General features: G+C 38.2%; 16 protein-coding genes. 4 read left to right on the forward strand and 12 right to left on the reverse strand.

Translation table 11 applies throughout. The annotated features are described in order from the left end of the window. On the reverse strand, positions 1–858 hold an 858-nt coding region (locus FMM05_RS20110; protein WP_185965641.1), incomplete at its 3' end, for a GspE/PulE family protein. A 483-nt stretch (positions 859–1341) separates the two neighbouring features. Next, the gene (locus tag FMM05_RS20115) at positions 1342–1752 is read right to left on the reverse strand and encodes a prepilin-type N-terminal cleavage/methylation domain-containing protein (RefSeq protein WP_143375222.1); all 411 of its coding nucleotides are present in this window, start codon (positions 1750–1752) and stop codon (positions 1342–1344) included. Between the two features lie 707 nt (positions 1753–2459). Between FMM05_RS20115 and FMM05_RS20120 the strand changes: the two genes are divergently transcribed. Then, the gene (locus FMM05_RS20120; protein ID WP_143375223.1) at positions 2460–2723 is read left to right on the forward strand and encodes a hypothetical protein; all 264 of its coding nucleotides are present in this window, start codon (positions 2460–2462) and stop codon (positions 2721–2723) included. A 99-nt stretch (positions 2724–2822) separates the two neighbouring features. Here the strand turns inward: FMM05_RS20120 and FMM05_RS20125 are convergent, their stop codons facing one another. The 9 genes from FMM05_RS20125 to FMM05_RS20165 all read right to left on the reverse strand — a co-directional run bounded on the left by FMM05_RS20125 (position 2823) and on the right by FMM05_RS20165 (position 11129). Beyond that, positions 2823–3335 (reverse strand): hypothetical protein, encoded by a 513-nt coding sequence (locus FMM05_RS20125; RefSeq protein ID WP_143375224.1) that lies wholly within the window; start codon positions 3333–3335, stop codon positions 2823–2825. A 6-nt stretch (positions 3336–3341) separates the two neighbouring features. Further along, the gene (locus FMM05_RS20130) at positions 3342–4190 is read right to left on the reverse strand and encodes an RHS repeat domain-containing protein (RefSeq protein WP_143375225.1); all 849 of its coding nucleotides are present in this window, start codon (positions 4188–4190) and stop codon (positions 3342–3344) included. 508 nt (positions 4191–4698) lie between these two features. Next, complete coding sequence (locus tag FMM05_RS20135; protein ID WP_143375226.1) at positions 4699–5565, reverse strand: tyrosine-type recombinase/integrase; 867 nt, start codon at positions 5563–5565, stop codon at positions 4699–4701. 19 nt (positions 5566–5584) lie between these two features. Beyond that, positions 5585–6484 carry a tyrosine-type recombinase/integrase gene (locus tag FMM05_RS20140; protein ID WP_143375227.1) on the reverse strand — a complete coding sequence of 300 codons (900 nt, stop codon included), beginning with the start codon at positions 6482–6484 and terminating at the stop codon, positions 5585–5587. Between the two features lie 93 nt (positions 6485–6577). Continuing rightward, positions 6578–8251 (reverse strand): hypothetical protein, encoded by a 1674-nt coding sequence (locus tag FMM05_RS20145; RefSeq protein WP_143375228.1) that lies wholly within the window; start codon positions 8249–8251, stop codon positions 6578–6580. A gap of 3 nt (positions 8252–8254) precedes the next feature. Continuing rightward, positions 8255–8818, reverse strand: coding sequence for a hypothetical protein (locus FMM05_RS20150; protein WP_143375229.1), 564 nt, complete (start codon positions 8816–8818; stop codon positions 8255–8257). Positions 8819–9173: 355 nt separating this feature from the next. Further along, a complete protein-coding gene (locus FMM05_RS20155) occupies positions 9174–9650 on the reverse strand; it encodes a tyrosine-type recombinase/integrase (RefSeq protein ID WP_235894438.1) in 477 nt (158 codons plus the stop codon). Between the two features lie 370 nt (positions 9651–10020). After that, positions 10021–10494 (reverse strand): hypothetical protein, encoded by a 474-nt coding sequence (locus FMM05_RS20160; protein WP_143375230.1) that lies wholly within the window; start codon positions 10492–10494, stop codon positions 10021–10023. A gap of 5 nt (positions 10495–10499) precedes the next feature. Next, positions 10500–11129 (reverse strand): DUF1566 domain-containing protein, encoded by a 630-nt coding sequence (locus tag FMM05_RS20165; protein WP_143375231.1) that lies wholly within the window; start codon positions 11127–11129, stop codon positions 10500–10502. Positions 11130–11228: 99 nt separating this feature from the next. Between FMM05_RS20165 and FMM05_RS20170 the strand changes: the two genes are divergently transcribed. The 3 genes from FMM05_RS20170 (at position 11229) to FMM05_RS20180 (ending at position 14256) form a co-directional block, all read left to right on the forward strand. Continuing rightward, positions 11229–11471 carry a helix-turn-helix domain-containing protein gene (locus FMM05_RS20170; protein ID WP_143375232.1) on the forward strand — a complete coding sequence of 81 codons (243 nt, stop codon included), beginning with the start codon at positions 11229–11231 and terminating at the stop codon, positions 11469–11471. Between the two features lie 926 nt (positions 11472–12397). Next, positions 12398–13915 (forward strand): hypothetical protein, encoded by a 1518-nt coding sequence (locus FMM05_RS20175; RefSeq protein ID WP_143375233.1) that lies wholly within the window; start codon positions 12398–12400, stop codon positions 13913–13915. A gap of 92 nt (positions 13916–14007) precedes the next feature. Continuing rightward, the gene (locus FMM05_RS20180) at positions 14008–14256 is read left to right on the forward strand and encodes a hypothetical protein (RefSeq protein WP_143375234.1); all 249 of its coding nucleotides are present in this window, start codon (positions 14008–14010) and stop codon (positions 14254–14256) included. Between the two features lie 69 nt (positions 14257–14325). Here the strand turns inward: FMM05_RS20180 and FMM05_RS20185 are convergent, their stop codons facing one another. Further along, complete coding sequence (locus FMM05_RS20185; protein WP_143375235.1) at positions 14326–14694, reverse strand: hypothetical protein; 369 nt, start codon at positions 14692–14694, stop codon at positions 14326–14328. Between the last annotated feature and the right edge of the window lies 1 nt (position 14695).

The raw sequence follows: 14695 nt of genomic DNA on the forward strand, positions 1-14695 counted from the left end.
CGTGGCTGCAAAATCAAGTCCTATGTTTTCTTTAAGTTGTACCTGATTGATCCCCTCAAGGGTATATTCAATAGGATCTTCTACCGTAAGGATATTGGTATCGTCCTGGTTTAACTTTTTTAAAGTGGCATATAATGTTGTTGTCTTACCGGAACCCGTTGGTCCTGATACCAAAACAATCCCGTTGGGTTTCCTAATGCTCTCCAAATATATTTTGAGTTCCTCATCAGAAAAACCCACCGACTCCAGTTCAATATGGCTGGTATCTTTACTCAGTATCCGTAATACTATTTTTTCTCCATATAAGGTTGGCAGTACCGATACCCTTACATCAAAATCTTCATATTCGGTTGTAACTGTAATCCTGCCATCCTGGGGCAGGCGCTTTTCTGATATATCAAGTTGTGCCCGAATCTTTATCTTGTTGACTATAACAGGGTATTCTTCCAAACTTAAATGAAACTGTTCCTTGAGCTTACCGTCTAATCGAAAGCGAACGCGGGCTTTCATTTCATAGTGCTCAAAATGGATATCACTGCTTCCGGTTTCTTTAGCGCTTAACAAAATTTTCTCCAGAAAGTCATTAGAGTAATGAATTTCTGAAACCCGGTTACTTGAAGATTTTCTATAATTGGTAGAAAGGTAGCGGTTAATGTTTTCAGTAGTATCCTCCGCTAATTCTACGGCAAGGTTTAATAGTATTAGTAACTCCGACCTTAATCCCGCTAAATTCTCATTATCTGTTTTAAATGTAATAGTATCACCTGCTTTCGCTATCGGAACTATACGGTAATGGTATGCCTGCTGGGCATTAACCAGTTGCTGTAATTCGGTAGGTAAATTAAAATTTACATTCATAGCTAATACGAGAACAAATACTTGGGTTCAGTAAAAAAAGATATACAGTAAACTGCTGCAAAAAACAAAGCCATATAACCGGCTAAAGGAACGGTTTTATCAACTTGCCTATTCTTGAAAATCATATGTAACAATAGCGAGAAGAGCAGGGAAAAGACAAATAATAAGGTAAACGCTACAGTTGCAAAAGCAAAGGGCAGGAACACAAAAAAAAGCAGGTCACCGGCACCTATACTTTCATTCAGGTACTTCCTTCTCTTAATTACCACTATGTATAAGTAACTAAAGGAAAAGATGATTAGGACAAATGCTAAATTCAGGCCCGTGTTGACAATAGATGGGAGCACACCAATGGTCTTTGCATGTAACGTGTAAGCCACAATGCCTACCAAGGGGTAGAGAAACCAAAGCACAAGCCTTTCTTTAGTGTCTTGCCAAAAGATAAACAGTAGCACAACAATAAGGCTTAGTTTAAGCCCAACATTAATCATTAGTTACCTGTTTGGGATTACCATCCTGGTCAATCTCCCACACGTTGAATACGCCATCTCCATTAAAATCCTTAATAGCAGTAGCCCTTGCTTTAAAACTGTTATCAGATGTTTCGATTACTTCGTAGGCATAATTTGCTGTTCCGTTGTCTTTAATTGTTTTTGGCGCATCAAACTCAATTTCATTAAAATCCGCACTGTATTTAGAGTACATAAAGTAGTACTGTTTTTCAGCATTGAATATTGCCTTAAGCTGTGTTTGTGCCTCTACGCTTTTGGCTTTAGTAATTAGAGGCATCAGGTTAGGCAATGCTATTAGTAAAAGTATACCTATAATCGCAAGTACAATAAGCATTTCCTGTAAGTTAAAGGAAGGCAGCTTTTTACTATATTTTTTAGTCATAAGTTTAGGTTTTTGCTACCGGGCAATATTACAAAATTTTGAGACAAAATAAAGAAATCTCTTTATTAATAAAGAGATTTCTTTTCATCCTAAAATCTTATCAGTTTAATTAAATATTATGCTTTTAATGCCAAGTGTCATACTTTAAGGTGATAACTGAGAATGGCGACATATAACTAAATTAGTTCTTTATAAAACATCAAATAATCTATCTTAATTAATTTGTTCCACGCTACTTAAACTCATTATGCGCTCATTAAATGAACCACGATATTTTTTCATTATATATTCTTTCTCAAATAATTCGAAAGGGTCAGATACTAAATAAATATCATTCTGCCCATTTGGATTGACCAGATAATAAATGCTTACATTATTATGGTAATGGTTAAAGTGATAGGTAAACCTATTATACCAACTACCGAGGATGATGAGCTTGAAAACCCAAGTTTAACTAATTGAAACGATAAAAAAGAGATTACGTGTGTGATAACTGGCAAACGATACTAAGCGCAGCAGTCTTCTATAATGCTACAACTTAAAGCGAATGACCATAAGACTATAGAAGAGATTAACAGGTTCTATAACCATGTCTTAGAATCGTTTAGCGAGGCTTAAGTATTAACAATGATCTCCCCGAACCGGGGAGATCGTTGTTTTATATAATGCTGTTTACTATCTTTATACATGGCATTTAGCCTAAACCTATGAGCAATAACTTACCAAACCTTAGCAGTTTTCCTACCGACAACGCACCTAGCACTCAACTGAAATATGATATAGTGGCTAGCAGGTTTATGGCTGGTATAGAGAACCACCACAAGCGCAACGCACCCATATCGCTAAGTAATGACCTTGGGTTAATTGGTGCGGTATTACAGGGATTGGTGGCCTTAGTTGTAATGCTTATAGGAGGTATATGGTATGTTTTTAACCATAAAACAAATATTACAAGGAAAAATAAGCTTTAAAACGCTTTCAATAGATTCTAAACGGTGTTATTCAATAAAATTAAACCACCCTTTTATGGATGGTTTAAAATATTTGGGTGTGTACTTAATATCAATCAATTACGGAAGACCTTGTATATCAGTTACACCTCTTCCTTCTTCACAGTTTAAATCTGTACGTTGACCTGGCCATTTATTTAAGTTATAATATACTCTAACTAACCTGCCGACATAATCTGTAGTAATAGTTTCACAATATTTATATTTATCGCAGAAATCTAATATAAGAGATATACTTTTATCGAGCCCCTCACGAGTGGTAATATCCAAAATTATATATCGTTTTTCATCAACTATCAGGAAGTAACTTTTTGACATCGTTCCTGTCAATGAGAAAGCATAAATACCGTTAATAACCTTACCTTCATAAATATTGTTATGAATACCATTTACCAAAACAGTCCCAATACCTTTTTCATGCTTTTCGATTTGATTGGCATTCATTTCTTTTTTTTGGAAAAGATACTCTGCCAAATCGCTTTGAAGTTTCCCAAAAGTTAGCTCTTGCGAATTCTGGGCAAGCAAATTGAGCGGAGAAATTAGTAACACTAAAAATAATAATAATCTATTCATAATATGTTAATTTGCTAAATCATGTAGTATCGTGTTTTCAACTTTGCGAGGCATCACCTCGGAGTCTAAACCTTTGAGTGGTGTACCTCGATTTTCATTTCCTCTTATCTTTTGATTAGCGGGGTCAGCAGCATGTTCAATTTCATGCCCAAAAATTGCTATTGCAACGCTAAAAGCTGACATATTATTATCTTTAATAGTTTTCAGACTATCTTTTTGTCTTGCACTGTAGCCATCTATTTTTTCTTTACCGCTCATAACATTGCCGACAAATTCGCCAATACCATCAGTATAAATACTTATAGCAGCTTTTGTTAAAACAGCACTTCCATCAGACTTTTCTGAATAATCTGAAGGCTCAAAATCAGTGAATCCTAATGTATTACCGAATTCTTCAGAATTATTACTACCACCAAATAGTACAGTAATTTTCGTGTCAGATTTTACGAGTTTATTGAACTGTGCAGCTCCAGTTTCTCCAGAATTACGTAATCCATCACCCATTTTTTTATCTTCCGCAGATGCATATTTTGTATATGCTCCTTTTCCGCCGTTTGCTTTTGGATTATAAACTTGTTTCTGTTCCCCGTCAACCATTTTGACCCAATCGGTAGCCTGCATTCCATCGGGGTCTACAAAATATACTGGATTATTGTATGCATAATTGTATGGTGTCCATCTTCTGCTTTGCTCTGCTTTTGGGTCAATATTCATCCATCTGCCCAGTGCAGGGTCATAATTCCTTGCCCCATAGTCGTACATATTAAGCCCCAGCTCGTCTTGCAGCTCCTTGCCGTTGTACTTATACTTATAAGCCTTTGTAAACCTGCTTTTACCTGTAAGAACGTACCCCAAATATACCTAACATCATATTACTAAGGCTTTTTATTCCGTAAATATTTTACCGATTCAAACAACTTACTTAATGGCATAGCTCTCATAATCGAAACTATGTTTTTGGTAGCTATAGTTCCCCTATTTGGAAACATTATAAGCATAGCTATAAAAAAAGCTATAAAAATTAGTATACATTGAAAATCGCTCATATCTATATTATTTAAATCAACGGTACCAAAGTAAATAAGTCACCAGATTTAAAATAAGACATGGTTTTTTGAACTCTAAAAAATGGATAAGCTATAAATCAAACAATTACTATTTTTAGAGATGGCCTGAAAATACAAGTTTCCAGTCGTAGCAAGGGTTTGTATAGGGACAAATAATGGAAAAGTTTTTTTGTCCCTTTTATATTAAATCTCGGAAATAGCAATTAAGAAATATTTTTACGAAACTGTCCAAAAGTTACGCCAATGGTAGCGGGCGTTCACAGAGATTTTAACATTATAATCCTGAAATTGTATTTTTAAAGCGGAAAAAACTTATTAATTAGTTCCCTTTGCTTTAAAGTATCCATCTTGATATACTTCTCGGTGGTGCTTGGCCACTTATGGCCAGCCAGTTCCTGCACATGCTCCAAAGGGAGTTTCTTTTCGTTTAACCAGTTGGAGATAACACTCATGCGTATGCTTCTGGGGTGTAACGGCCTATCAGGGAATAAAACATTCAATGGCTCAATCATTGCACTAATCCCGTCAACTGTAATAGGTTTACCAAGCTTATTAAGGATAAGTTTATCCGTTTTAACCATCTGCATTGCTGGCCGTGTTTCATTAATGTAGCGATAAAGGGGCTGTATCTGGTTACCCTGTAAAGTGAGGGTTCTCCTGTTTAACTTCTTAGAACCTTTAATGTCTATTGTACCAATGTCCAAGTCTATATTATCCACATCCAGCCGTATTATCTCATCACTGGTAAGCCCCTGGTAGATAAGCAAACCTAACAGGATTTTATTGCGTGATTCCAAAAGTTTATATCGGTTCTCCCGTTGGGTAAGCTGCTCCAGTTCGCTGCTGCTAAATAAATCCTGTAATTGTATCGCTTGGCTGCTCCCTTTTTTCATGGTCAGGGTCTTGCAGGGGTGGTCTTCCCTTTGCTCGGTAAAAACCAGATAACTATAGTAACGCTTGATAGCGGATAGGATTTTTATTCGGGTCTGGATGTTCTGGTATTGTTGATTGACCTCGGCAAAGTAGTTTACCAATTGCTGGTATTTGTAACGCTTTGCTTTGGGGTGTAATTTTAAGAAGTGGGTAATAGTGTAATTATAGGCAGCGGCTGTTTGGGTTGTGTGATGCTGTTTAAGGTATTCTGTGAGGGTAATTATTTTCATTGCTTGTGTTTTAAATTGTTTAGATGGGCTTAAACCGTTTCTTGTTCTTAATGGCATAGATATAGGAGGTATTGATAAAAGAATGCCCCAGAAAGTCTTTAATAAAGTCTATGCCTGCACTGTTTTCCATCAGGTGGTTGGCTATGCTGTGCCGTAAACTGTGCAGGGTTATTTCCTTATCCAAAATAGTAGGGCTGTTTGTCCTGATAAGGATTTTCTTTAATTCCTTGCCAACTGTTTCCCCGCTCATACGGTTGCCCTTCTTATTGATAAAGAAAGCTTTTTGGTGCTGCCTGTCTGCAAGCCTCTGGTATCGGTATTCCGTTACATAGTGTTTTACATCTGCCAGTACTGTATCGCTCATGGGTACTTGCCGCCTTTTATCCCCTTTACCGCTCCTTACAATTAGGATACCGCTGGAAAGCTGTACATCACTCACATTGAGGTTTTCCATCTCGGAACGCCTTAAACCACATCCATAACCAACAGATAGTATTGCCTTTTCCAATGGGTTTTCGGTGTGTTGGTATACCAGTTTTATTTCCTCTATCGTAAGGTAATCCCGTGGCTTCTGGTCTTGGTTGCCATGCCTTGGTATATCAAACGCTTTCACCATTATACCAGTCGTCAGCAGGTTTTCCACAAACATCGCAATAGATAACAGATGCCCTTTGATGGTGTTATCGGCCAAAGTACCGCCCCTTGTAAGGTTTGGCCGTTCTATAAGATGTTGATAGTACACCAGCATTATTTTAGTAGTTACCTGTTTTATGTCGGTAATGCCGTACCGCTCTAACCAGATTAAAAACACATTTACGTTCCTTTGGTACATCCTGCCTTTTAAGCTCCTTACCTTAATAAAGCTATCATAGGCGGTGTAAAGGTTCTGGTAGGCTGGTGTCTGTAGTTCTTGCTTCATTTTTATTTTTCTCTTATGCTATTTCCAGAAAATTGCGAACGCTGACGTTGTATGCCTTTATTTTACTGGTGCTGGCGTGTTCTTTTTAGTGGTTTACAATGTTTCCAGTTGCTTGTTCAGGTCTTGTTTAATCCTTGCTTTCAACTTCTCCATATTATCCCAATAGGATATTACATATTTAAAACCCTTGTTAACCGAACCTTCTACCGCTTGGATGTACTCCAATTCCTGCAACAACTGCATGTATTTAAACACGGTGGTTTTTGCCAGCTTGGTTTCCTGCCTTATTTCCCTTTGGGTAAACTTATAGGTTGTACCTGTGGCCTGTGCCTTTACATAAGCTTTCAGCCGTTCAAAGAACTGGCGGGAACTTGCATCCAGTTCGTCTACTTTCAGGACGATAGCGTTAAAAAATATCTCTGTTGCTGCCCGTATATCTTCTGTAGTGGCGATAAGCCGTCCTTGCGGATCGGCTTTTCGCCGGAACTGGTGCAGCAAGGTTATCTGGCCAATAAAGTCGTTGAACTGTTCGTTAAGCCTACGTAACATTTTAGCATCCAATGGCAGGTTTATCTTATCTGCATAAGGATTAATAACAGGGTATTTCTTTAATACACGCATGCAGTTCCTAAGCAGTTGTTTAGCTTCCTGCTCGGTATCACTATGGATAAGACCCGCCCGTCTTTTGTTCTGTCTTTGGATGATGCGCTGGGTTTGCTCAATGCTTTCATCAATACCCAGCAAAACCGAACGGCTGGCATTGTCAAGATATACCTCTGCTTTAGTGGTTGCTACGAGGCTTGCAAAATTGGCAAGTACAACTTTGTCCTTCGTCTTAATATTTCCTTGCCTGTCCTTAACAACAGTAGAGCTGCCCAGTTTTTTATTGCTCTGTATCTCCCTAAAAGCAAATTGGGCATCTCCATCCAGCCCATCAAAATCCTGAATAATAATAAGTTTATCCGTAAGGTCTTTTTCACCATGGTTATATAGGGCTTTCGGGGTTACACGTGTCCAGTCTTTAACGTCCTCCTGTGGCATGCACTCGGTAATGCCATTAATGATATGGCTTTTACCGCCCCCGCTTGTTCCCTGTATCATACCGTGCAATGTATTATCCATTTTATAGCTGGAGGCCATTACATATATGCTTATCCTGTTAGCCTCTTCCCCAATAATTCCCGACTGTTCCAGAAGCTTATCAATGTTTTGTAACAGGTTTGGATTAGAAAGGAATTCCACCGCTTTCTCTGCTGCTTTAGGTGTGAGTTCCTTTTCTGAATATCGGTCGGTCAGAGGGTTGGTATCGGCTTCAAAAAGGCTTTCCCTATATTGCTCCAGAAGGTCTGCCAAATGTATCAGGTCTAATTCCATCAGGTTAATATCAAAGTTGTATTTATCTGATAACTCCCTGCACTGGTTACTAATGTTCAGTGAATCAAATAAGTCGATTTTCACCCTGTGCTTTCTCTCGGTCTGGTTATCTATTATCTGGAGCGATACCTTCATAGTACCCATATCATTCGGCAAATGGCCTATTACAAAATATTCTGCTGTCTTACCAATGAATTTTATCTTATGCTCGTTGATGATTTCAAGCTCATTAGCCTTGCTGGTTTTGCGCTCATAATTGTTAATGAGTTCTGCAACACCTTCTGTACCATAGGCCAGCCATAGGCTATTCAGGTTGTGGCCATCTTCCAACTGTACCGTGTTGATGGTGATATTGGGGTTTACCTGCTGTAACTGTAGTTGTATCTCTTCCATAATTTAATATTTAATGATTATGATTTCCTCTAAATCGTTCAGGGTCTCTATGGCCTCCAGATGCTGGGGCAATAATTTGCCATTGTGTAATGCCAGTACCGCTTCCCGTTGGTCAAGGGCTTTGCTCTGTAACAGGCTGGCCGAATCCATCAGGGTAGGCGTGATAAACAGCCGCTTGGTACTGTTATGCGGATAATTGGGGTACAAACCGATATTATTTAGGTAATCCTCCCGCTTGGTAGCCATATCAAACCGTAAGGCGTAATAGTTCACTATCTGGCCTGTCTTGTCCATCAAAGGAAATATGAGGCCGTACCGGCCGAATACTGTATAGGCCACCATGTCCTTTTCCCGCACACCCACATCGCTTTTTGTCAGCAACCCCAAGGCTTCGTAATTGTCTCTGAGTTCCTGCGTTTTTCTATGATGGAACTGGCCACTATTAAAACCTATCCGCAACGTTGTATAATCCAGCCCAATACTTTTTAGGTATTCTTTGGGCTTATCCGCTTTTGCGCTTCTAATACCTGTCTCAAAAGACTGGAATAGCTGGTCTAAATTTTTCATAAGCATGGGTGTTAATGGGTTAAAAATTGGCAATAGTTATCCTGCTTCGGTGGTTAGCCGAATTAAAAAATGGAGAGATTTTGAGAGAGAGATTTTGACTATTTTATGTAGCAGGAAATAAAGTTACCCAGACCTTATTCCCTTACTAACGCCGCCCTCATGGGTATAGGGGCGGGTACAAACTGCTTTATAGCAATTACTTTATTGAAATTCTTATTGCAAAGCTACACACAAAAAACAATAGTTTTGGGATGTAAATATTTGATAAAAAGCTTGTAACACTCTAAACATTTGACTGCCAGACACTTTAGTAAATATAGTATTATATTTGCCTATATTTAACATAACTTTAACGCTAAACACTTAAATATAGGTTACTAATTTCTTGCTCCCTTATGCCTAAGTATATTTTGGTGGTGCTTACCGAGGTATGATTAAAGAGTTGGGATAGCAGTAATAGGGCTTGGTCGCTATACTTGTTCATTTCCCAAACCCTGCGCCCCAAGGTCTTGCGCATGAAGTGACTACTGTATTGGCCGCGTATGCTGTATTTGGTAAAAATCTCTTTTAGCTTGGCATTTACATACTGTATACTAAATGGCCTCTCCCCAAAGCGGTTTACAAACATAAAATCTGTTTCACCTGCACCCAGTGCCTTGTACAGGCGGTTAAGTATAACCTGTAGTTCACCGTTTATAGTAACCTTGCGGGTCTTCTTGGTTTTTTTCTCAACTATGGTAAAATAATCCTGATTAAGCAGTTGTTCCCACCTTAATTGCAACAGGTCAGAAATCCTAAGCCCGATGTAGCTCCCAGTAGCTAAGCAGCGCAAACTTTAAATCACCATCCCGCTCCAGTTTTAACACCAGTGATTGCATCTTGCTCCACTCTAAAAAATCGCTTGTTGTCTTCTGTCCTTTAAGTGCCATATTTCTTGTTTTTACTTTCACTTTTGTATGGTTTTTACCGTTTGTGAAAGGGGTTAATTCTCTGTTTTTGGTAAGCTGTTGATATTGTATAACTTACGCTTTTTCTAACGTTTCACTTATTACTAAAAGTGAAAGTTCAAATGTAATACCCTGGTTTTGAGTAAACAAGGAAAATCCTGGTTTTCCTGGTTTGCTGGGTTCTGGCTGCTGTTTTGATGTGAGGTTCTATGTATAGGGTAATAAAAAAGAGCCGTTTCCGGCTCTTTTTTTGTGTCAGTCTATTTTGTGCATTGTCATGCCGTGTTCAACGCCCCCAGCGGTTGTGCCGAGGCCGATTATACAATCTGCCTCAAATGATATGGAACCTAATTCCGCATCGTAGGATATATAATATTCCGTGCCATAGTTTCTTTGGGTATTATGCTCGTATGTCTTATAGTACTCAAAGTTAATTACTCCATCATCTTCCCATCGGTTAGACCCTTTGCGCATTATCCAGCTCTTTCCTGACCTCCCCGAAAACTGGAACCTGCGTTTGCCATAATATTCGTCATGGTCCATTTCCCAAGTGCCTTGGAGGGATTTTATAATATCCGCTTCGCTTTTCCACGACTGGATTTCTTTGCAGCCTAATGTTTCATTGGGAGTAAATGTCTTAACGAGTTTAGCTATTCCCATGCCAATACATAATATACCAAAAATGAAAAGTAACTTCAGACCGAACGAGAGTTTTACATTATTTTCCATACAAATTAAAATTTACGGATTGGCCTAACGTATAGGGTTTGGTCTTTTTGCACTTCAAAAGTCCAGTTATTTACCTCTGTAGTTGCAGAATTAACAGAGAAATCAGTATTCCAAGCCCTTGTATAATGGTCGCCTTGTGAAGATGCCCAGTAGTTATTTGATGGGCTTAAACCCATACAACCACAATTACGGAAGTAATTATAGATGGTCTGTAGTTCTACCTTACTTGGCAAAAACCAGTCATCTTTGCCACCCTGCTCATAGTCGGCACACATTTTAGCTGCGTAAGTTCCATCTCCTATGGCGGCAACAATAAGGTCTGTATTGGCTTGGCCAGTTCCCATTTCCGTACCAAGGCCAGTAACATTTTCTACATTATCAAGGTTTGCAGCATCATCCCATTTCGCTAAACCTAAACTGGCACCGACTTCATAACCGTGGCCATCTGTACCCAAGTAAAAAATTATACCTCCCCCTGGGCCAGTATTTCCAAGTGCATACGTTGGTGTGGGGTTGGGATTGTTGGTGTCAGGGTCTGTAACGCTGTCAACTGTAGGGTTATTGTCATCTCCTGAACAGGCGGTTAACAATAGAGTTAAGGCCATTGCAGCCGAATAAAATAAGTGTCTTTTCATTGGTTAATGATTTATATTATTCGGCAAATATATAAAATTCGTCTTTTAAGACGTAAAAAATCCTTGCAACTTCTATAGTCGGTGTGATTTCTTTGTCCTATGCCTAATACATTAGAGGAAATAGAACTGGAACTATCCAAAAGGATATATAAACTGTTCCTAAAAAAATTCGGGGATAATAAATCTGAATTTGCTCGCGCCTCTAATTGCACGGAAGGTACTATAAGGCGTATACTTTTAAACAAACAGGGTATAACAATAAATCTACTTCTAAGGATAGCTAAAGCATTAGAAGTAGAAATTACTGATTTATTAAAAGGTTTGTCATTACCAATTGATTAACCCTTCTTTTTTAGCATCTTGACCACGTCCTTAAGTTCCTCTTTATCAATTCCCTTCATCACAACGGTAATAGGATATTTCGGCTTTTCGGTGGTTAGCACCATCTTTAATTGCTCTAAGGTCATCATTATTTTCATACTTCTGTTTATTGATAAATAGTAGCCAGCACTTATCGAATCGCACTATTTCAAAAAAAAATCAAAAAAAAATTTTAGAATTTTTATTGGCCTATCCGAATGCCACATGGTGATTGTTGAATTTCCCTATGGAGAGGCGAGATACGGTCAGCGCAATTTGAGCATAAATAGGGCTGGCAGGGAGGGAGGGGACGAAGCTATCCGTATTTATGGCATTCCTAACCCTTATAAAACCAAATATATCCGTTTAAACACTGGCATGAAGGGTTTTAATTGGATGTTACGTGCTAATGTTAAGGGTTAAGGGACGTATAAGAATACGGTCGAGTACCCTATTATGTGGTATAGTATTATTATCTGTAGCGTATACTTATGGTAATACTGCGCTAACTAATTATACACAGTTAGTATCAGTATTACTATAAGTTATTAACTATCCTTTCCTATTATCTCTACTTCTTTCTATCTCTTTCTATCTACTACTATCTCTCATATATGTTACTTAATAGTATAGCACTATATAGAGTGAAAGTGCCAGTAAAATAAGGTGTTACCAGAGATACCCTATAATATACCTATGCTTGATTTGCGCTAACTAAAATATAGTTTAGCTATAACCTTTACTGTTTTGGCATCTTTTAGTATAATAAACGTATGAGAATAAACTCTGTAAAATTCTTGGTTGCTGGGAAGTGATTACCCCAGCTGCTTCTACCAAGTAAAAACAAACGAAGCGAGAAAATAAGCACCAGATTATACAACTGGTGGGTGAATAGAAGCATAAACAAAATGTCTACTGAAAATGATTACATCGCCTTATCTGGCGATACGGAGGATATAAACATCCTCCAAAACGATTACAAGCTCTCTGAATTGGCAATGGTATTCCCTAATGTCAACTCCCTACTGATTCCAAAGAAAGCCCATTATAACCTCTCTAAATACGTACCCAAGGCGTTGCTTAAAGAGATAGACCCCAACACGGATATAGCTATTGAAAAGTGCTTGCTGGTGCTTTCAAACCTTGCCAGTACCTACTACACAGAAGACCCTTGGAAGGCTTTAAGCTCTGCCATACTGCATGAACAGACTAAAGGCAACAGCAACACCTTTATATATATAAAGATTATAGAGCTGCTTAAAACAGGCACTAATAAAGGTGCTTTTATAGAGATGGGCGATTCTTATGAGGTGGGGGTACAATCTAAAAAGTACCGCTATACAGACCAGTACCTTAATGTTGGCCTTACAGAATACCTTATTAAGGATACTAGTATCATTGCCAGAAGGAACAGGCTCTTTTACCAACAGCTGGCCAATGCCATGACAAACCCTATTTGTGCCAACTTGGTAAGGATGTACGCAAAGATAGAACTGCCTACTTCGGTAGAACTGCTGGCCATCGGTAAAACGTTAGTTAAGGAAGGCCGCACAACTAAGAAGGGTAAGCTGCTTACCATGCGTAACAAGCATAAGAACCACTATTGGAGCGACTGGCAGAATCGAAGCTTTGTGGAGGATAACATTAATCTGTTTGAGTTCCTTACAGGCCGTGGGTTTATGATACCAAGTGCTGGTGATGCTGCCAGCGGTGGCCGTGTTGTAGATAGTTTTACCCTAATGCCCACTTGGATTCGTGAACAGATAACCATTGATGGTATGAGGCTGGCCGAATGCGATTACACCGCATTACACCCTAATATAGCCATTAAACTATATGGAGGCAAGGAAAGTTATATCACGCACCAGAAGGTGGCTAAAAAGGCCGCTATTGATGAGAAAATAGTTAAGGTAGAGCATCTGGCATTCTTTAATAAAAGATGGTCAGGGATGAAAATATCACCGCTATACAAATACTATTCAGAGCATGAGCCGACAATGTTAAAGCACATTGAGAGGGATAAAAAGGCCAATGGTTATAAGGTTACTTCTAGAAGGATGTTTGAGACAGAGGTTAATATAATGAATGATGTAATTGTAAACCTCAAAGCTAAAGGCTTACAGGTTTTGTATGTTTATGATGCGCTGGTATGTGAGGAAAAAGATAAGACTGTAGTAATCGAGGTCATGAACAGGATAGTACTGGAGCATGGGGTTAAGACCAGTGTAAAGGCCACGGAACAACATAACCCTGAACTTTTACCAATTGAAACTATAAAAAACAAGCTGCGCACCATGATAAACCATGAACGATACCAAGGCAAGGAATCTGATATAAGGACTATGCTAACAGCGTTTGACCATAAGACTGTAGAGGAATTTAACGGGTTCTTTAACCATATCTTAGAATCGGTTAGTAGGGCTTAACTATAAACAACGATCTCCCCCGGAAACGGGGGAGATTGTTGTTTTATATATTGCCGTTTACTATCTTTATACCTGGCACTTAGCCTATACCTATGAACAACGACTTACCAAATTTAAACGGTTTCCCTACGGATAACCTACCATCAACTAAACTCAAATACGACATAGTGGCCAGCAAATTTATGACTGGCATAGAGAACCACCACAAGCGTAACGCACCAGTATCACTAAGTAATGACCTAGGGTTAATTGGTGCGGTTTTAAAGGGGCTGGTGGCTTTAATTGTAATGCTTGCAGCAGGTATTTGGTGGGTTCTAAAAAAACATAAAAACCACTCTTAACAGAATGGTTTTTATGTTAAGCAAAAAATTAATGACATACGAAATTTACATTTTTACAGATATGCATTATTACATCTTTTTTATTATTGCAATTACTAAAAATAATACTGACAAAACCATGTAAGCAATCATAATTAATCCATGAGTTGACTTATAATTTTTAACTAACGTTTCGTCTTGTATTTCGGCCTTTGGCATTATTTTGCTTAATATATAGTAGCCAGGTGCAAAATATAATACTGCAAAAATAATATACTTTACAACCCTACTTTTATCTTTTAAACTATCAAGGAGATAAAGTGAATTTAATAAAATTAAGATAGTAAATATATTCATTAAAACAAACAGTAAAATTACTAGAATTGTTTTTTCGTATGCTATTTCTTTATTTGAACCTTTATCATAATATTTATACAAACTGTATATAATGTATTTCATT

It is taken from the genome of Flavobacterium zepuense (assembly GCF_007097145.1).
Taxonomy (GTDB): Bacteria; Bacteroidota; Bacteroidia; order Flavobacteriales; family Flavobacteriaceae; genus Flavobacterium; species Flavobacterium zepuense.